This is a genomic window from Natronobacterium texcoconense (assembly GCF_900104065.1).
Lineage (GTDB): Archaea > Halobacteriota > Halobacteria > Halobacteriales > Natrialbaceae > Natronobacterium > Natronobacterium texcoconense.
In genome coordinates, this window is record NZ_FNLC01000007.1 from 1 (window position 1) to 17,405 (window position 17,405).

Here is a 17,405-nt window from a genome sequence, read left to right on the forward strand (position 1 = left end):
AATCCGCCACCCCACAGGTATTCCTCCAAGAACGGTTCGTGCTGTTCCCACATCTCCCGTGCCGTGATGCTCTTAACCGTCCGCACGATTTCGCTCGGTGAGTGCTTCGGATGGGCTGACAGAAACAGGTGTACGTGGTCGGGAGAAATGTGGAGTGCTAGTATCTCGTAGCCGTACTCGTCGCACACATCGCGGAAACTCGCTTCCAGTGATTCCTCGATTGGTTCGAGAATCGCATGGCGATACTTCGAGCACCACACGAAGTGGTAGTTGACGTTGTACACCGTGTGATTCGACCGTTCCTCGCCCATATCGAACCCACTCCACCAACACAATTAAGTATATCCAAAGGATATACGAAAGTATGGCGAATCGCTTTGAAATCGACGGCGAGGAAGTCCTCGACGGCGAGGTCAAGCCGTTCGGGAACAGCGCCCACGTCACCGTCCCCAAACGCTGGCGTGGAGCCGACGTGAAAGTCGTCCGAACCTCAGAACCCACCGAACAAGACGACGAATGACCGACGCACAGGCTCTCACCAAGACGCTGGACTTCCAACTCAACATACAGAGTGACAACGAGAGCCTGCTGTACGACGCCTGCCTCGAAGCACGGTCGGCGTACAACGAAACCATCCGTCTCGCCAAAGAGGGCGTAGACTGGAACGCCATTCCCGACCGCGTGGCCGACGACGCCGATCTCGTGAAGAACACGACACAGCGCGTCGTTGCGAAGGCTCTTGGTGCGATGGAGAACTACTACGAGTACGACGACTTCGGCCAACCGAGCCATACCAAGGACGGCACGTACCCGCTTCGTGCGAACTACGAGGAAGGGTACAACCTATCGCTTACTGACGACGGCGACGTGGCGTTCCGCATCAGCGCGAAGCCGTACAAGCACATCAAAGGCGTCCTTGAAGGCGACGACGCCCACTTCGAAATTCTCAAGACCGCGCTCGAAAGCGACGAGTGGAATATTGGCACAGCAGAAGCCCTGTTCCACAACGGGAACGCCGAGTTGCACGTCAACGTCACCAACACCGAGCAGACCGTTCGAGACAAACAGGACTCGCGGACAGTCGTCGGCGTGGACGTGAACGAGGACAACGTGGCTCTGGCTGCGCTCTCCGAGGATGGGGTTGAGGACACGTTAGTCATTGACTTTCCCGAAATTAAGTTCGAGCGGCACCGCTATTTCACGATGCGGAAACGTGTCCAGAGCGCGGGGAAGGACAGTATCCACGATGCGCTCGAAGGGCGTGAGGAACGGTTTGTCCGCGACCGACTCCACAAGGTATCTCGGCACATCGTGGAGTGGAGCCGTCAGTTCGAGAGGCCGTGCATCGTCTTTGAAGACCTCAAAGAGATGCGCGACAGTATCGATTACGGCACGCGGATGAACCGACGCTTGCACCACCTCCCGTTCCGCGCTCTCCAATACTACACGTCGTACAAGGCGTCATTCGAGGAGATTCCGACTGCGTGGATTAACCCCGAGTACACCAGCCAGCGGTGTCCGATGTGTGGGCATACGGAGCGTGCGAATCGTAACAAGAAGCGGTTCAAGTGTCGGGACTGTGGGCATCAAGACCACAGCGACCGGGGTGCAAGCGTGAATATTGCCGTGAAAGGCATCGAGAAGCATCAGGACTGGAATGTGCCTGCTCTCAACAGCCTTCCCGTTGTTCGGAAGGTGCGACGGCAGGCATCGGGGGCCGTGGACGCCCCGACCGTGACCCACCCGACCGTTCGAGGCTATCAGGCCGATGGTCAGGTGGGAGTGTCCGACTAAACCACGGGAAGCCTCGGGGCTTGACCCCGAGGCGGTTCACACCGGGTCGTCGACCTCGAGCGCCTCCTCGAGTCGTTCCCGTTCTTCCCGCAGCGCCTCGAGTTCGTCGGCGACGCGGCCGTCGGTCAGCCGCTCGCGTTCCTCGGGGGTGAGTTGAGCGACCGCCTGGGCTGCGGTCTGGAGCCGGTCGTACTCGTCGTCGTAGGTCAGGGTACGGACGTCCCGCAGGCGTTCGACGAGTTCCCCGCCGCCGACGCGCTCGACGAACGGCCGGTATTCGCGGGTGCGCCGACGGAGTTCGCCCGCCGGTCCGGGCGGCCACTCGATCGTCAATGGTTCGGCGTCGACGTTGTCGAGGAAGGTCCGCTGGGTCGCCACCCGCCGTTTGAGGACGTCCGCGTCCTCGACGTAGTGCTCGAGTTTCGACCGCGAGTAATCGGCGTACTCGAGCAGTTCCGGAATCGTGTACTCACCGTCGGAACTGGTCTCGACGTACTCTCTGAGGTCCTCGGGCGGGTGCTCGTACCCGACGAAGGGATACCACCGACTGCGCTCGAGGAGGGCGAACACCTCGCGGGCCGAAGCCTCGAGTCGATACTCGGTGACTGCTTCGCGGATCGCCTCGTTGTACGCCTCGATCGGCTCCCGGAGACGTTCGACCGGCGCGTCCAGGTCCGCGTTCGCGAGTTCGAGCAACCGCTCGCGCTCGTCGAGTTCGTCGTCGATCGCCCCGAGTCGACGGGACGCGTCTTTCCGGGCCTCCGCTACCTGTTCGCGGGCATCCTCTCGCTCCCGAAGCAACTCGTCGTACCGTTCGGCCGGCTCGAGTGCGGCGTGGGCCTTCTCGAAGTCGGACTCGCTGAGCCGTCGTTTGTCGATCGAATCGAGCGCGTCCTCGAAGGCGGCGCGGCTCTGCAGGTCCTCGGGCAGGTTCTCGACCAGACTGGCGAACTTCCCCTCGAGTTCGACGTAGGCCTTGAAGTTCTCCCGGCCGGTTCCGGTCGCCCGGTCGACGTAGGAGTCGAGGAGGTCTGTCGCCGATCGGTAGGCGTCGGCGGCGTCTTCGACCGCCTCGCCGCCTTCCTCCTCGATTCGACGTCGTGCCTTCTCGTAGCGATTGCGTGCAGCCTCGAGGGACTCGAGCGGGGTCGGTTCGTCGTTCGGCACGGGTGCGTCGCTGGTCTGGATTCGTTCGCTCATTCGTACACTTCGTCGGGGTCGAACACCTGTTCGCCGACGTTCTCGCCCTCTATCGTTCGGTAGAAACACGACCGATGTCCGGTGTGACACGCGCCACCTTCCTGGTCGACCAGATAGAGGAGGGTATCGGCGTCGCAGTCGACCCGAATCTCCTCGACCGACTGCACGTGGCCGCTCGTCGCGCCTTTCTCCCAGAGTTCGTCGCGGCTCCGGGAGTAGTAGTGGGCACGACCGGTCTCGCGGGTTCGCTCGAGGGCCTCGGGGGAGACGTAGGCGAGCATGAGTATCTCGCCCGTCTCGGCGTCCTGTGCGACGGCGGGGACGAGTCCGTCCTCGCCGAAGTCGACCGCAATGCCGTCGTCCATACTCGAGAGGATGGTCGTCGGGGCGATAGGTCTTTTGCCGCGTTTCTCGGCGCGGTAAATAACGGCCGGAGCCGTGTTCGGTCGGTTCGCCTCACGAAATCGCTGGTGTTCTCGAGTCGTGTTAACACTTATATCGGTTCCTAGTGTATATTTGTCACGTGGAGTTTCCGACGCCCGATCCGACGGAGCACGTCAAAACGATCGCAGTCGTTCTGGCCACGCTCGCCGTTTTGCAGTATGCCGGTATTCTCTTCGAAAACCCCAGTGAACTCGATATCGTCTATCTCGTTTCTGTCGGCTTCGTTCTCCCGATAGCCATCTATCTGCTGTCGGTTCTCGGCGAAAACACGAAACGGATACCGGACTGGGTGTCGATGAACATGAAGTAACAGTCCCGGACCGACCGAGTAACGGATCCGACGCACGCCATCGCCTTATTTCTCCCACCCGGGAACGTCGCCGAGGTGATCGTTCGCTTCCTGTGCGGTTCCACGCATCTCGTCGACTATCTCCTGCTGTTGTCGGGTTCGTTTCTGATATCCCTCGGCGAGGTCCTCGCGTGAAATCGGTCGTTCGATGACGATTTTCTCTCCCTCCTCACGAACGAGCACTTCGTCGCCACCTCGGAGATCCAACGCCTCCCGGAGCTGTTTGGGGATCGTTATTTGTCCACGCTCGCCGATTTTTCGCCGTTCTCCCTCGTTCATACGCCTTTCTACCACGTTCATACTTTGATGCTGTCGGAAGGCTACCCGGGAGCATTTTTACCGAACGCACTCGAGCACTACTACATGGAAATCCGACACGTCGAGGGTCGAGAAGACGTCCGTGGCGTCGTCAGGGCCCACGGACTGGCGTGGCGCGAGGGCTACGACGGGATACTCCCCGAGGACGCCCTCGAGTCCCAGCCGGTCGATCCGACCGCGGAGGAACTCGAGCCCTGGGTCGACGGCCTCGCGGAAAACGAAGAGGGCGTCCTGATCGCCGTCGACGAGGGTGAAGTCCAGGGATTCGTCGACCTGCGATGGGGCGACGCGGAGACGAAGGAGTTCGTGGCCGACGACGAGGTGGAACTGAAGGCGATCTACGTCCATCCCGACTGCTGGAACGAAGGCGTCGGCACCGCCCTACTCGAGAGCGGACTCGAGCTACTCCCCGACTCCGTCGATACCGTCCGACTCGAGGTGTTCGCGGCGAACGACGACGCCCGGCAGTTCTACGAGCGCCGGGGATTCGAACACACCGACGACAGGGAGATTGAGATCGGAGACGGATCGTACGAGACGTCGATCTATACGTTGGTTCTGTAGCCCACGTCATCACGACTTGTGGACGTTCTCACTCAGCGGACAGTCACGAGACGTTATTACTCCGTTCGTGGTGGCGATTCGTATGGATCACACCGTTACGCGTCGCGGCGTCGTCGCGCTCGCGGCGGTCGGACTCGCCGGCTGTCTCAGTAGCGACGACAGTGACGGTCACGAGGACGACGATTCGGACGACACCGACGTCGACGGCGGTGGCGACTCGAGACCGCCCGAACCTCCCGAACGTGACATCGAACCCGACTGGAACACAGCCCAGGAGTACCGGACCTGGCTACTCTCGGATACCGCCATGGAAGGGAACCGACGGTTCGACTACACCGAAGTGTTCCCCGAGGATACCGACCTCGGAGCCGGCTTCCCCGACGCCTTCGGCATCTCGACCGAAACGGTCGACGCCCACCTCATCCAGTCGTTCACGCAGGTCTTCTTCGGCGACTTCGACCCCGACTCGGTTCACGAGGAGGTCGCTGCCGACGACGACCTCGAGCAGGTCGACGAATACGCAGGCTACGTCGTCGTCGAGGAACCGTTCGACGGCGACGTCCGGACGGTCGCCGTCGGCGAGGACGCGATCGTCGTCGGCGGGGACTACGAACGCCGGATCGACGCCCACCGCGGCGAGTACGAACGCCTCGAGGAGGCCGACCCCGAGTTCACCCACCTGTTCAGACAGCTTCCACACGAGGAGACGGTCACCGCCCACTACGGTTCGCCGATGGGAGACAGCGTCGACGTCGACGGGATCTACCTCTGGGGCGTCTCGAGCGAGTCGCCGACGGCCGACGAACTGACCTGGGTGTTCGTCTTCGCCCGCGAAGAAGACCTGACCGAGGAGACGCTGTCGGGACTCGAGGAGATCTCGAGTTCGGTTACGGAGTCGTCGATGGAAGGCAGGACGGCGACGGTCGTTGGAGCGCCGCCGGAGGCGTAGTTCGGACGGAAAGTCGCTCAGGCGACGATTTCGAACCCGAACAGCACGGCGTTGTAGAAGCCGTGGATCAACATGACGAGGACGACGTTTCGATACCGTTCGTAGATTGCTCCCAGTACCAGCGAGAGGACGAAGATTACGGCGAGTGAGGCCACGGCGGTCGAGAACGCGCCCGTGAGATACGCCGGCAGGTGAACGACGGCGAAGAGGACTGACGTCCAGACGACCGCCCATACGGGCGTGACTGCGGAGCGCAGGTAGTTCTGTATTAGCCCGCGAAACAGCAGTTCTTCGACGGGGCCGATTACCAGAATCGAGAGCACGGCGAGGACGACGTAGTAACTCACGGGAGCGTCCTCGTCGAAGAGCGCGTGGTCCGACGCGGGAGCACCCACGAATTCGACGAGCGCGGACAGCAACGCCGCGAGGACGACGAGGCCGACGGTGGCACCGACGCCGACGAGCAGTTGTCGCCCGGTGGGAACCGCGAACCCGACGACACGCTTCGGTATCCAGCCCAGTGAGAACGAGAGCAACGCGGCGGCGACCGTTCCGAATCCGAGCAAGAGCGCCTCCGCGACGACGAGGTAGATACTCCCGTCGCCGGTCAACAGCCACTCGAACGTCTCGGGCGTATCCGCGAGAAAGAACGCTATCGCGAGACCGGCGGTCAGGACGATGCTGGCGGCGATGACGAACGCGAACACGCCGACGACGTAACCGATCGCACCGGCGGCAGCGATCAGCGGTGATCGCTCCGGCAGCCCTTCGGATTCACCCTCTGGTGGTTGCGGGGACGACATACGTTCCGATAGATTGTCAGATACGATCAGTGTGACGATACGCTCGAGACTGCAGATCGAACGGTGGCCAGAAGAGGTACCGTCGAGAACCCGGTAACCGCTCGAGTTACTGCCCGTTCAGGGTGATGTAGTCGACGCCGATGATCCGTTCGTCCTCGTTCAACTCCGCTTTGGCTTCGTCGGGGACCTGGCTGTCGACGTTGTAGACGGTCAGTGCCTCGCCGCCGATCGTCTCGCGGGCGTTGAACATCCCTGCGATGTTGACGTCGTGTTTGCCCATTACGCTCCCGATGAGGCCGATGACACCGGGTTCGTCGGTGTTTCGGGTGACGACCATCTTCCCGTGGGGGATCGCGTCGACGCGGTAGCCGTCGACCCGGACGATCCGTGGATCGTCGCCAGCGAACAGCGTTCCGTCGACCGCGACCTCTTCGTCGCCGTTGCCGACCTGTACCGAGATCAGGCTCTGGAAGTCTGCGGCCTGGCGGGTCTTGGACTCGGTGACGTCGACGCCGCGGTCGTCGGCGATCTGCGGTGCGTTGACCGCGTTGACCTGCCACTCGAGCGGTTCGAAGACGCCTTTCAGTGCAGAGGCGGTGACGAACTCGACGTCTTCTTCGGCGATGTCGCCTTCGTAGGTGATCTCGACGCTTTCGATGCGGCCGTCGAGCAACTGCGCGGCGACCTTGCCGGCGGTCTCTGCGATCTCGATGTAGGGTTCGACGCGTGGGAACGCACTCTCGTCGATCGACGGGGCGTTGAGCGCGTTCGCGACGGGTTCGCCCGCGAGAGCGGCGACGACCTGTTCGGCAGTCGAGGTCGCGACGTTCTCCTGGGCGGCTTCCGTCGAGGCCCCGAGGTGTGGCGTGACGATAACGTCGTCCTGCTCGAGTAGCGGCGAGTCCTCGGCCAGTGGCTCCTCGGCGAAGACGTCGAGTGCAGCACCTGCGAGCGTTCCGTCTTCGACTTTCGCGGCGAGCGCGTCTTCCTGAACGATACCGCCACGGCCGACGTTGACGAGGTGGCCGCCCTCGAGCAGATCGAGTTCTTCCTCACCGATCATCCCCTCGGTCTCGGGGGTCAGCGGCGTGTGGATCGTCAGGAAGTCGGCGCGCTCGAGACACGGCTCGAACTCGACGAGTTCGGCACCGAGTCGGTCGGCGCGGTCCTCGGAGATGTAGGGGTCGAAGGCGACGATGTCCATTCCAAGCGAGTCGAGTTTCTTGGCGACCTCCTGGCCGACGCGACCGAGGCCGACGACGCCGAGCGTCTTTCCGTTCAGTTCGGCGCCGAGGTAGTCGCTTTTCGCCCACTCGCCGTCTTTCAGGCGGATGTGTGCCTGTGGGATCGAGCGTGCGGTCGCGAACGTCATCGCGACGGTGTGTTCGGCCGCGGCGCGGACGTTGCCCTCCGGCGCGTTGGCGACGATGACGCCCTCGTCGGTCGCGGCGTCGATGTCGATGTTGTCGACGCCGATCCCCGCACGGCCGACGATGGCCAGCTCTTCGGCTGCCTCGAGCACCTCCTCGGTGACTTCGGTTCCGGAGCGGACGATCAGCCCGCCTGCGTCGGATACTGCCTCGAGGAGGTCCTCGCCCTCGAGTTCGTAGCCCGTTTCGACTTCGTGGCCGGCGTCTCTGAGTACGTCCAGACCCGCGTCCGCGATGGGGTCCGTGACGAGCACTTTCATGCGCGAGACAATCGGGCGCAAGAGGTAAACCCTTCCGTTGTCGCAGTGGGTGGCAAAAACTACCGCCGGGACGACAGTGGCCCGATGCGGTCACTCCGGGAAGTGACACTTCGACCGAACCGGTCCGAGTCGCTGCTGGTCGGGGTCGCGGTTCGCACAGTCGGGTTCGGCTCGCGGACACCGCGTCCGGAAGGCACAGCCGTCCGGCGGATCGATCGGGCTCGGAACCGATCCGGAGAGTGGTCGACCGGACGGCTCTCCGTTGGCGTCGACCGATGGAATCGCCTCGAGTAGCGCCTTCGTGTAGGGGTGACTCGGCCGATCGAACACGTAATCGACGGGACCGACTTCCATCAGTTCGCCGAGGTACATGACCGCGACGCGATCCGCGACGTGTTCGACGACGCCGAGGTCGTGGGAGATACAGAGATACGTCAGGTCGAGTTCCGCCTGGAGGTCGGCCAGGAGATTGAGAATGCGTGCCTGTACCGACACGTCGAGCGCGGAGACGGGTTCGTCGAGGACGACGAGCCGTGGATCGAGTGCGATCGCTCGAGCGATGGCGACGCGTTGTACCTGCCCACCCGAGAGTTCGTGTGGATAACTCGTCGCGTGCCGTTCCGGAACGCCGACCTGCTCGAGTAGCTCCTGGACGCGTGCTTCTCTGCGCTCCCGGTCCCACCCGTGGCTGTGCAGCGGTTCGGCGACCGCTTTCTCGACCGTCAGCCGCGGATTGAGACTCGAGCGCGGATCCTGAAAGACGACGCCGACGTCGGCGAGGTCGTCGTGGGCGCGTTCGGTCGCTCGGCCGACCGTTCGCCCGCCGAACCGAATCGTCCCCTCTGTCGGCGTCTCGAGACCAGTCACGAGGTTCGCGAGCGTCGACTTGCCACAGCCGCTTTCGCCGACGAGCGCGACTGTTTCCCCCGACAAAACCGTGAGATCGACGTCGGTGACTGCTCGAAGCGAATCCTCGGTTCCAAGCAGTCGCTCGAGCATCCCGTCGGCGAGCGAGTACCGTTTCGAAACGCCCTCGAGTTCGACGAGCGGCGGATCGGAATCGCGCGTCTCGGCCCGTCGTTCCGATCGGTTTTCACTCGAGCCGGCGTCACCTTCGCCCAGAACGTCCCTACCGGTCGTCGTCGCGGCCGAGGGCTTCGATGGGTGGTCCGTCCGCCCGAAGTCTTCGAGGGCGCTCGGCTCCCCACAGGTCGCGCTACCCAGATCGTCTCCGAACTCGACCGTCGGAATTTCGCCGTCTCGACAGGCGTCGGTCGCGTGATCGCATCTCGGGGCGAACGAACAGCCGGTCCGCTCCTCGGTGGGTTCCGGGACCGTTCCCTCGATCGTCGGCAAGCGAGCGCCGCGTGGAACGCGCTGGGGCAGACACTCGAGCAGCGATCGGGTGTAGGGGTGACGGGGAGACTCGAGAATCCGTTCGGTCGGGCCGGTTTCGACCACGTCGCCGTCGTACATCACGACGACGCGATCGCAGAGTTCGGCGACGACGCCGAGGTCGTGCGTGATCAGGAGGATTGCCGTGTCACGTTCCTCGTTGAGCTGCCGGAACCGATCCAGCAACTGCGCCTGGGTCGTTGCGTCGAGCGCGGTCGTGGGTTCGTCGGCGATCAGTAACGCTGGATCGGTCGCGAGTGCGATGGCGATACTGGCTCGCTGGCACATCCCGCCGGAGAGTTCGTGCGGATAGGCGTCGACGCGGTCTTCGGGACTCGCGATTCCGACCTGTTCCATGAGGTCGACGGCCTGGTCGCGGTAATCGCGCCACTCCGACCGGCGACTGAACGGCGGCACGTGCAGGTAGTCGAGCAGGCGCTGCGAGTCAGGTCGGTCGTGGACTTTGAACGATTCGGCGATCTGTTCGCCGACGTCGAAGACGGGATTGAGCGTCTCGGTGGGGTTCTGGAACACCATCGAAACGGTCGTTCCGCGGAGCCTGCGAAGCTCTCTGCCGGTTGCTTCGGTCACGTCGATCCCGTCGAGCTGGATCGTTCCGTCGGTGATCTCGCCCGGTTCCTGTAAGCCGACGATCGACCGGGCCGTCACCGACTTCCCGAAGCCACTTTCGCCGACGAGACCGACGATTTCGCCGTCACCGACGGTCAACGATGCGCCGTCGACCGCGCGGACGACGCCGTCCGGCGTTCGAAACTGCGTGTGGAGGTCGTCGACTGCGAGCAACGGTTGATCGGCGTCGGTGTCTCTGTCACTGCTGTCGCTACTGGACGAATCGACGTCGAAAGACGAATCTGTGTGTATCGAACGCATAGTTGTACTCAGGTCGGTTTCTCGAGGGTCGCGTCGTGTTTCGGATCGAGTACGTCCCGAAGCCCGTCCCCGAGCAGGTTGAACCCGAGGACAGTCAGCATGATCGCTGCGCCCGGCGCGTTCGCGATCCACCAGGCATCACGGAGGTGGTGGCGGCCGGCCGACAGCATCGTCCCCCACTCCGGGGTCGGCGGCTGTGCGCCGAGGCCGATAAACGAGAGACCCGCGGTTCCCAGGATGACCGTGCCCAGATTCATCGTGGCGAGGACGACGACCGGACTGACGACGTTGGGGAGGAGGTGTCGGACTGCGATTCGAGGCCGGGAGACACCCATGAGCTGTGCTGCGTCGATAAACTCGCGTTCTCTCATCGAGAGCACGCTCCCGCGGACGATCCGGGCGTACGATCCCCAGCCGACGACTGCGAGTGCAACCATCACGTTTCGTAGGCTGGGGCCGAGTATTCCCGCGATTACGAGCGCGAGCACGAGTCCCGGAAACGCGAGCTGTACGTCGACCAGCCGCATCAGAAATTCGTCGACCCAGCCGCCGACGAATCCGGCGACGAGACCGACCGTCGAGCCCAGAACGAGCCTGATCGTAGTGACGGCGACGGCGATTCCGAGCGACAGGCGAGCACCGTAGAGCAGCCGGGAAAACACGTCTCGCCCCAGTTGATCCGTTCCCAGTGGATGGGCCATCGACGGCCCCTGCAATCGGTTCGCCAACTCCTGGCTCGTCGGATCGTGCGGCGCAACGAGAGGTCCGACGACGGCGACGACCGTAATCGTCGCGACGATCAAAAGACCCGCAACGTTGAGCGGATTCGCGAAAAATACGGCCGATTTACGTGAGCGACACAGCACACGATACCGTCGGCGAAGGCTTCGCCCAGCCGAGACGAAGCCGTCGATCATCTCGCCTCACCCCCGAGCGCGACCCGCGGATCGAGGTACTGGTACGTGAGGTCGACGACCAGGTTCGTGACGACGAACACGACCGCCGTAACGAGGGCGATACCCTGAACGACCGGGTAGTTGCGTTCGAACACCGCATCGACGAGCACCGTTCCGAGCCCCGGCCGCTGGAAGACGATTTCGACGACGACTGCGCCGTTCAACAACGTCCCCAACTGCAGGCCGAGAACCGTCACGACGGGGACGAGCGCGTTCCGGAGGGCGTGTTTGTAGACGACGATTCGCTCCCGTAACCCCCTGGTCCGGGCGGCATCGACGTATCCCGCCTCGAGCACCTCGAGCATCGAGGCTCTGACGAGGCGGGTCAGGACGGCCGCCATCCCGGTTCCGAGCGTGATCGCCGGCAGGATCAGCCGGTCGTAACTCCCGGCCCCGGAAACCGGTGCGACGCCGAGCGTGAGCGCGAATACCAGAATCAGCAGGTAGCCGAGCCAGAAGTTCGGCATCGAAACGCCGAGCAACGCGCCGAGCTGACTCGCGTAATCGATCGACGTCCCCCGATGAACGGCACTGAGGACGCCGGTCGGAATCGCGATTGCGAGTGCGACGATCATTGCGGCAACGGCCAACTCGAGAGTAAACGGTAACGCCTCGAGAATGAGCGTCGAGACCGGCGTGTCGCTGTAGTAGGAAGTGCCGAGATCTCCCTGAACGACGTCGGTGAGCCAGTTCACGTACTGGATTGGAACTGGATCGTCGAGACCGTTCTCTGCGCGAAACGCTTCGATTTCGGCTGCGGACGGCTGTCGATCGAGTTGCTGTCTGAGGATCACTTTCGCTGGGTCGCCGGGCGTGAGAAAGATCAGGCCGTAGGTAACGACCGAAACGCCGAACGTCACGCCAAGCGCCGTCAACAGCCGGTAAGCGAGGTACGTAATGCGTCTCATCCGTCACGTTAGGTCGTTCTCGCAAGATCGTGCCACTCGACGAGGGCGGCGATCGGATGGAGGTCGATTCCCTCGAGGGTGGCGTCGAACGCGACGGCGTCCTCCTGGTAATACAGTGGGACGACGACGGCGGCGTCCACGATCTTTCGCTGCGCCTCGACGTACGCCTCGCGTTTCTCGTCCGGGTCGCGCGTCTGATACCCCCTCTCGATCAGGTCGTCGACGTCGCCGCCGAGGTTGTACAGTCCGGTTCCGTCGGCCTCGTGGAGGTCGTTGTTCTCGATCCCTCTCGTGTGGAAGTTCTCCCACATGAGGTAGTCCGCCGCGGGGCTGTTCGAACCGGTACTGCCGAGTTCGAGGTGGAACTCGCCGCTGTCCGTTCGGTCCTGGAGCGACGCTCGCTCGAGGATTTCGACATCGACGGTGACGCCGATTTCGTCGAACTCGGCCTGGAGGATCTGGGCAAGGTCCCGTCCGTTGTCCATGTCGTTGTCCACGAGACAGGTCAGTTCCTCCCCGTCGTAGGACGATTGGTCGACGAGGTCGCGGGCGGTCGTCCGGTCGCGCTCGTAGGTCGGTAGTTCCGAGTCGACGGCCCAGTCGACGACGGTCGATATCGGGCCATCTGCGGGCTTCCCGATGCCTTCGAGCACCGTTTCGACGATCTCTTCCTGTGAGATGGCGTAGTTGAGTGCTCGGCGGAGGTCGGTGTCGTCCGTCGGCGTTCGATGGATATTGATCCAGACGGACGTCGCACCCGACGACTGTTGGGTTTCGAGTCGAACGTCGTCGTGCTCCCGGAGCGACGAGACGCGACTCTTCGCCGGGTCGTAGATCACGTCGGCGTCGCCGCTGACGAGTAGATCCGTGCGGGTCGTCGCGTCCTCGGCTGCTCGGAACGTGAGTTCGCTGGGATTCGGTTCGTCACCCCAGTAGTCGTCGAAGCGTTCGACGCGAACGTACTGGCCGCGTTCGATCTCCTCGAGCGTGAATGGCCCGGTGCCGATGATCTCGCCCGCCCGTCGGTCGGCTTCGGGCGGCTGGATGTCGATCATGTTGTGGGCGATCGTTCCCGGAAAGCCGGGGAACGGATCCCGGTTTTCGAACTCGACCGTGTAGTCGTCGATTTTCGTGACGCTGCCGGGTTCCAGATGTAGCCAGCCGTGGACGAAGTCACCGCGGTCGGTGAGGATGTCCTCCTCGAAGGAGTGGACGACGTCGTCGGCGGTGAGTTCGTCGCCGTTGTGGAACTGAACACCTTCCCGGAGTTCGAACACCCACGTCGTGTCGTCGGTTGCGGTCCAGTCGGTTGCCAGCCACGGTTTCGGCTGCATGTCGTCGGTTCCCCAGACCAGCGGTTCGACGACGCGCGTCCAGTAGGGTGCCATTCCACCCCACGTGTCGTAGGAGTCAGTCGAGGTCGGGTCGGAGGACAGTCCGATCGTGAATCCCGTGTCGTTGTCCCGGGAGGAGGATTCCGCACAGCCTGCGAGACCGGCGACTCCGCCGCCGGCGATGCCGGCGAGAACGCGTCGACGAGAGGATTCGAGCGTCATTATCGGATCACTCGAGAGGAGCAAATGGTCGTTGTGAGGACCGAAACGACAGGCGTCACCGTCGAATTCGGCTGCTTACGGTTGCAGCGTGGCGTTCGTCGACGATGACTCCGGTTGGGGCGACGTGTTGCTGTCATTGAACAACCTCACTTGCTGTATTGAAAATCTACTTGTTAATGATTTCGATGTACCCGAGTCGTCGGCTCGGTCGTGGCTGAGAACTGGAAACTGGCGACTCGTCGGCGTTCGATAGTCTAACGGACTACTCGACAGCGAGTCATTCGCCGAGAATGGCCCGAGTCCAGAGTGCCGACGCTCAAAGCACCTCGCTACTGAGCAGTTCCCAGCCGACCTCGAAGGCGGCGTACAGGTACGCGGCGAAGAAGAAGGCGTAGACCGGGGTCACGTAGAGAACGACGAGCGAGAACGAGACGTTCCGGAGGTAGATCGGCGGCAGCCAGTCGACGACTTGGACGCGACCGCGCTTTTCCGTCAACAGCCCGTTCGATACCGTCAGGACGCCGCCGTCCCGATCTTCTGTGGGCTGCTGCTGGGCGAACAGTGCCTTTCCACTGGCTAGCAGCAGCGACAGCAATACCTCGGCGCCGTAGACGAACACGAGCGTCGCTGGCTCCCACTCGAGGGCGACGACGCCGACGAGTGGAACGTAGGTTCGCCAGGAAGATCGGCAGGAGCGCCGCCCGGTCGCCGGCTCGTTCGGACGGGAACGGGGAAGGAACGATTTCGTGAGCGGTTTCTTTCCACCGTCTAATAAGGCGTTTGATAGGACGCGATCAGATCGTGATCAACACCGCCCCCACGACCACCAGCGCCGCGCCAGCGACGACGCCTCGAGTTACACGCTCGAGGTCCCGTAACAACACCGCTGCGAACACGAGCGTAAACAGCGGCGCGGTCGCGACGAGCGGATCGACGATGGCGATCCGGCCTTCCTCGAGGCCGAGTGCGGCCATCAGCGACAGCATCGCGACGGTCGTCACCAGGCCGCTGCCGACGAAGTACCGGTAGGAGGCACGCGGCTTCTCGAGGACGTCCCGCCCACCGACGACAGCAACGTACGCGACGAGCGCGACCAGCCCGGCCGTCTCGTTGATGGCGACCGCCTCGAGCGCGGAGATCGGCGTCTCGAGCATGCCGTACCGTCGGGCGACGTTCGCGACCGCGAAGGTGATCGCGGCGGCGATCGGCCACAGCAACTCGCGGGCCTGCCAGCCCTCGAGGTCGCCGCCCTGGGAGGCAGTCAGCACCGAGAGTCCGGCGACGAGAATCACGATGCCCAGGCCCGTCACCGGCCCGAGTGGTTCGCCGAGAAAGACCAGCGCGATCAGCGTCGCGAACAGCGGTCGCGTACTGAGGATCGTACTGTTGAGGCTCGCGCCGACCTTGTCGACGCCGACGAAGATCGTGATCCGGCCGAGTGCGGTGCCGATCACGCCCGCGAAGGCGAAAACGGCGAGCACCTCGAGCGTAAGTCCTGAGAACGCAGACCGGCCGTAGAGGGCGGCGATGACGAGCCAGTAGATCACCGAGTCGACGATCACGACGACTAGCGACGCCTGGACCGACCCGCCACCTGCGGCCATCCCACGCTTGTCGAAGATCGGCGCGAACCCCCAGAAGAGAGCCGGGATCAGGGCGAGCACCAGTACCTGAAGCGTCGCGTCGGTCATCGACGATCCTCCGTTCCAGTCCGTATTGCCATCGCCGGAAGTGCGGACGGGCAACGGGTCAATATTGTGCTCTCGGCGATTCGTCCACCGTCGCGTTCGACGATGTCGTCCGAGCAACTGTCGTCGGGTGGAAATGGACGACGCGAGCGCTATCGATCGACACCAGACAGTATTTACCTCTCGGTTAACTACGCGTTACCCACGTCTATGCCGTCTCCATCCGCCGAAACCGTTTCCCCGCCGCTCGAGGTGTCCCCTCTCGAGTGGCTGGAATCCTCTCTACTCGAGTTCGCCGGGTCGCTCGGAGACGGTGCGTGGCTCTCGGTCGCGCTTATCTTGCTTGGCTCGGTCCTACTGGCGCGGTTCGTCCAGTGGGCGAGCCGTCGATATCTCGGCAGCAGGGGCGAAGAGGAGACGTTCGGCCGGGCGGCCTTCACCGAGGTCCACACGCCGCTTGCGATCACGGTCGCACTGCTTGGCGTCTACTTCAGTCTGGCCGTACTGGACCTCCTCGAGTCGGTCGTCGTCGGTCTCATCGGCACGGTGCTGGTCGTTCTTTGGGCGCGAGCGTCGATCCGGATCGGCCGACACTGGATCGAGATGCTCCAGGAGGGGGAGGCGACCTACGAGTTCGCGCCGATGTTCGGCAACCTCTGGACGATCGTCGTCGCTATCAGTTCCGTCCTGCTGTTGGTCTCGATCTGGGATCTCGAGGTCACGCCCTTCCTCGCGTCGGCCGGCGTCATCGGCATCGTGATCGGCTTTGCCGCCCAGGACGCCATCGGGAACCTGATCGGCGGCGTCGCCCTGTACTTCGACAACACGTACAAACTCGGGGACGTCATCCGGGTCGAAGACGACATGCGCGGGACGGTCACCGACGTCGGCATCCGGAGCACGACGGTGCTGACCGAGGACAACCTGCTCGTGACGGTGCCGAACGCGATGCTCAACTCGACGCAGGTGGTCAACGAGAGCGCGCCACAGCGACACATGCGGCTCCGGATCCCGATCACGGCCGCTTACGGTACCGACTACGAACTGGTCGAGGAACTCGTCCTCGAGGTCTGCGAGGAGTGTCCGCTCGTTTTGGACTCGCCGTCGCCGAAACTGCTCTTCAAGGAGTTCGGTGACTCTGCGCTGGTGTTCGAACTCAGAGTGTACATCAACCACCCGCTGGTCGAGAAACGCGCGATCGACCGGATCAATCGCGGCGTCTACGATGCCTTCGAGGACGCCGGGATCACGATCCCGTTCCCACAGCGGGAACTCAGCTTTTTGGAGGACGACGTCGGGTACGAGTTCGACGAGCGAACCGTGACCGACGAGTCGCCGGCGGATCGTGACTGATCCGCGCCGGCGTGCAAACCCATCTCTCGAGTATCGATCTTCGCCAGCCGGGAACTGGCACCGACCATTATTTCCATTCGGCGCGTACCATCGCGTATGTACGACCGAATCCTGCTACCGACCGACGCCGAGAAGGGAGCCGAACTCGCGACCGAACACGCCATCGCACTCGCCGACCACACCGACGCCGACCTCCACCTGCTGTACGTCGTCGACAGCGACGTCTACGGCTCCTACACCGGCGACGAGTACGTCCACGAACTCGAGGGGCTCGAGACTGCCCTCGAACAGGAAGGTGAGGACGCTCTCGAGGCGGCCGCTGAATCGGCTCGTGAGGCAGGTCTCGAGCCGGAGACGGCGGTCAGGCACGGGACGCCACACGAGGAAATTCTCGACTACGCCGACGACGAGGACGTCGACCTGCTGGTCATGGGGTCGAAAGAGCGCTCGGGCGAGTACCGACGACTGCTGGGAAGCGTCACCGACCGCGTCGCACGACTGGCCTCTCGGCCGGTGACGATCGTCAAGACGCCGGTCGAGGAGTAGT

At 63.3% G+C, this 17,405-nt stretch carries 19 protein-coding genes; 7 read left to right on the top strand and 12 right to left on the bottom strand.

Annotated elements, in window-relative coordinates:
* A partial coding sequence (tnpA, locus tag BLR35_RS19115; RefSeq protein WP_090385709.1) for an IS200/IS605 family transposase occupies window positions 1-311 on the bottom strand: 311 nt, incomplete at its 3' end.
* A gap of 53 nt (window positions 312-364) precedes the next feature.
* Here tnpA and BLR35_RS19120 point away from each other — a divergent pair.
* Window positions 365-520, top strand: a complete 156-nt coding sequence (locus tag BLR35_RS19120) for a DUF2080 family transposase-associated protein (RefSeq protein ID WP_090382832.1) — start codon at window positions 365-367, stop codon at window positions 518-520.
* Window positions 517-1,794, top strand: a complete 1,278-nt coding sequence (locus BLR35_RS19125; RefSeq protein WP_090382829.1) for an RNA-guided endonuclease TnpB family protein — start codon at window positions 517-519, stop codon at window positions 1,792-1,794. Before BLR35_RS19120 ends, BLR35_RS19125 begins: the two co-directional genes overlap by 4 nt.
* 36 nt (window positions 1,795-1,830) lie before the next feature.
* Here BLR35_RS19125 and BLR35_RS19130 read toward each other — a convergent pair whose 3' ends face one another.
* A complete protein-coding gene (locus BLR35_RS19130) occupies window positions 1,831-2,994 on the bottom strand; it encodes a DUF7118 family protein (protein WP_090385712.1) in 1,164 nt (387 codons plus the stop codon).
* Window positions 2,991-3,359, bottom strand: a complete 369-nt coding sequence (gene hisI, locus BLR35_RS19135; protein WP_090385715.1) for a phosphoribosyl-AMP cyclohydrolase — start codon at window positions 3,357-3,359, stop codon at window positions 2,991-2,993. Before hisI ends, BLR35_RS19130 begins: the two co-directional genes overlap by 4 nt.
* Before the next feature lie 158 nt (window positions 3,360-3,517).
* Here hisI and BLR35_RS19140 point away from each other — a divergent pair, with 158 nt between their 5' ends.
* On the top strand, window positions 3,518-3,748 hold the full coding sequence (locus tag BLR35_RS19140; RefSeq protein ID WP_090385718.1) for a hypothetical protein: 231 nt from the start codon (window positions 3,518-3,520) through the stop codon (window positions 3,746-3,748).
* A 45-nt stretch (window positions 3,749-3,793) separates the two neighbouring features.
* Here the strand turns inward: BLR35_RS19140 and BLR35_RS19145 are convergent, their stop codons facing one another.
* The gene (locus BLR35_RS19145) at window positions 3,794-4,066 is read right to left on the bottom strand and encodes an AbrB/MazE/SpoVT family DNA-binding domain-containing protein (RefSeq protein ID WP_090385721.1); all 273 of its coding nucleotides are present in this window, start codon (window positions 4,064-4,066) and stop codon (window positions 3,794-3,796) included.
* A gap of 84 nt (window positions 4,067-4,150) precedes the next feature.
* Here BLR35_RS19145 and BLR35_RS19150 point away from each other — a divergent pair, with 84 nt between their 5' ends.
* Both BLR35_RS19150 and BLR35_RS19155 read left to right on the top strand, forming a co-directional pair.
* Window positions 4,151-4,669, top strand: coding sequence for a GNAT family N-acetyltransferase (locus BLR35_RS19150; RefSeq protein WP_090386028.1), 519 nt, complete (start codon window positions 4,151-4,153; stop codon window positions 4,667-4,669).
* Window positions 4,670-4,751: 82 nt separating this feature from the next.
* Window positions 4,752-5,618 (top strand): hypothetical protein, encoded by an 867-nt coding sequence (locus BLR35_RS19155; protein WP_090385724.1) that lies wholly within the window; start codon window positions 4,752-4,754, stop codon window positions 5,616-5,618.
* 17 nt (window positions 5,619-5,635) lie between these two features.
* On the opposite strand, the gene BLR35_RS19160 is transcribed toward BLR35_RS19155, so the two are convergent.
* From BLR35_RS19160 to BLR35_RS19195, 8 genes are all read right to left on the bottom strand, one after another.
* Complete coding sequence (locus BLR35_RS19160; RefSeq protein WP_090385728.1) at window positions 5,636-6,421, bottom strand: CPBP family intramembrane glutamic endopeptidase; 786 nt, start codon at window positions 6,419-6,421, stop codon at window positions 5,636-5,638.
* Window positions 6,422-6,527: 106 nt separating this feature from the next.
* Window positions 6,528-8,111: a phosphoglycerate dehydrogenase gene (serA, locus tag BLR35_RS19165; RefSeq protein ID WP_090385731.1), complete on the bottom strand. Its 1,584-nt coding sequence runs from the start codon at window positions 8,109-8,111 to the stop codon at window positions 6,528-6,530.
* A 90-nt stretch (window positions 8,112-8,201) separates the two neighbouring features.
* Window positions 8,202-10,397: a dipeptide ABC transporter ATP-binding protein gene (locus BLR35_RS19170; protein ID WP_090385734.1), complete on the bottom strand. Its 2,196-nt coding sequence runs from the start codon at window positions 10,395-10,397 to the stop codon at window positions 8,202-8,204.
* 8 nt (window positions 10,398-10,405) lie between these two features.
* Complete coding sequence (gene nikC, locus BLR35_RS19175; RefSeq protein ID WP_090385737.1) at window positions 10,406-11,314, bottom strand: nickel transporter permease; 909 nt, start codon at window positions 11,312-11,314, stop codon at window positions 10,406-10,408.
* Window positions 11,311-12,261 carry a nickel ABC transporter permease gene (nikB, locus tag BLR35_RS19180; protein ID WP_090385740.1) on the bottom strand — a complete coding sequence of 317 codons (951 nt, stop codon included), beginning with the start codon at window positions 12,259-12,261 and terminating at the stop codon, window positions 11,311-11,313. Before nikB ends, nikC begins: the two co-directional genes overlap by 4 nt.
* An 8-nt stretch (window positions 12,262-12,269) precedes the next feature.
* Window positions 12,270-13,817, bottom strand: a complete 1,548-nt coding sequence (locus tag BLR35_RS19185) for an ABC transporter substrate-binding protein (RefSeq protein WP_090385742.1) — start codon at window positions 13,815-13,817, stop codon at window positions 12,270-12,272.
* A gap of 316 nt (window positions 13,818-14,133) precedes the next feature.
* Window positions 14,134-14,436 (bottom strand): hypothetical protein, encoded by a 303-nt coding sequence (locus BLR35_RS19190; RefSeq protein WP_090385745.1) that lies wholly within the window; start codon window positions 14,434-14,436, stop codon window positions 14,134-14,136.
* Between the two features lie 175 nt (window positions 14,437-14,611).
* Complete coding sequence (locus BLR35_RS19195) at window positions 14,612-15,508, bottom strand: EamA family transporter (protein ID WP_090385748.1); 897 nt, start codon at window positions 15,506-15,508, stop codon at window positions 14,612-14,614.
* A 207-nt stretch (window positions 15,509-15,715) separates the two neighbouring features.
* Here BLR35_RS19195 and BLR35_RS19200 point away from each other — a divergent pair, with 207 nt between their 5' ends.
* On the top strand, window positions 15,716-16,858 hold the full coding sequence (locus tag BLR35_RS19200; RefSeq protein ID WP_090385751.1) for a mechanosensitive ion channel family protein: 1,143 nt from the start codon (window positions 15,716-15,718) through the stop codon (window positions 16,856-16,858).
* Window positions 16,859-16,954: 96 nt separating this feature from the next.
* A complete protein-coding gene (locus BLR35_RS19205) occupies window positions 16,955-17,404 on the top strand; it encodes a universal stress protein (protein WP_090385755.1) in 450 nt (149 codons plus the stop codon).
* Window position 17,405 lies beyond the last annotated feature (1 nt).

Excerpts from the sequence above, each read along its gene's own strand:
- BLR35_RS19120 (WP_090382832.1), top strand. The coding sequence starts at position 365 with ATGGCGAATCGCTTTGAAATCGACGGCGAGGAAGTCCTCGACGGCGAG.
- BLR35_RS19125 (WP_090382829.1), top strand. The coding sequence starts at position 517 with ATGACCGACGCACAGGCTCTCACCAAGACGCTGGACTTCCAACTCAAC.
- BLR35_RS19130 (WP_090385712.1), bottom strand. The coding sequence starts at position 2,994 with ATGAGCGAACGAATCCAGACCAGCGACGCACCCGTGCCGAACGACGAA.
- hisI (WP_090385715.1), bottom strand. The coding sequence starts at position 3,359 with ATGGACGACGGCATTGCGGTCGACTTCGGCGAGGACGGACTCGTCCCC.
- BLR35_RS19145 (WP_090385721.1), bottom strand. The coding sequence starts at position 4,066 with ATGAACGAGGGAGAACGGCGAAAAATCGGCGAGCGTGGACAAATAACG.
- BLR35_RS19150 (WP_090386028.1), top strand. The coding sequence starts at position 4,151 with ATGGAAATCCGACACGTCGAGGGTCGAGAAGACGTCCGTGGCGTCGTC.
- BLR35_RS19155 (WP_090385724.1), top strand. The coding sequence starts at position 4,752 with ATGGATCACACCGTTACGCGTCGCGGCGTCGTCGCGCTCGCGGCGGTC.
- BLR35_RS19160 (WP_090385728.1), bottom strand. The coding sequence starts at position 6,421 with ATGTCGTCCCCGCAACCACCAGAGGGTGAATCCGAAGGGCTGCCGGAG.
- serA (WP_090385731.1), bottom strand. The coding sequence starts at position 8,111 with ATGAAAGTGCTCGTCACGGACCCCATCGCGGACGCGGGTCTGGACGTA.
- BLR35_RS19170 (WP_090385734.1), bottom strand. The coding sequence starts at position 10,397 with ATGCGTTCGATACACACAGATTCGTCTTTCGACGTCGATTCGTCCAGT.
- nikC (WP_090385737.1), bottom strand. The coding sequence starts at position 11,314 with ATGATCGACGGCTTCGTCTCGGCTGGGCGAAGCCTTCGCCGACGGTAT.
- nikB (WP_090385740.1), bottom strand. The coding sequence starts at position 12,261 with ATGAGACGCATTACGTACCTCGCTTACCGGCTGTTGACGGCGCTTGGC.
- BLR35_RS19185 (WP_090385742.1), bottom strand. The coding sequence starts at position 13,817 with ATGACGCTCGAATCCTCTCGTCGACGCGTTCTCGCCGGCATCGCCGGC.
- BLR35_RS19195 (WP_090385748.1), bottom strand. The coding sequence starts at position 15,508 with ATGACCGACGCGACGCTTCAGGTACTGGTGCTCGCCCTGATCCCGGCT.
- BLR35_RS19200 (WP_090385751.1), top strand. The coding sequence starts at position 15,716 with ATGCCGTCTCCATCCGCCGAAACCGTTTCCCCGCCGCTCGAGGTGTCC.
- BLR35_RS19205 (WP_090385755.1), top strand. The coding sequence starts at position 16,955 with ATGTACGACCGAATCCTGCTACCGACCGACGCCGAGAAGGGAGCCGAA.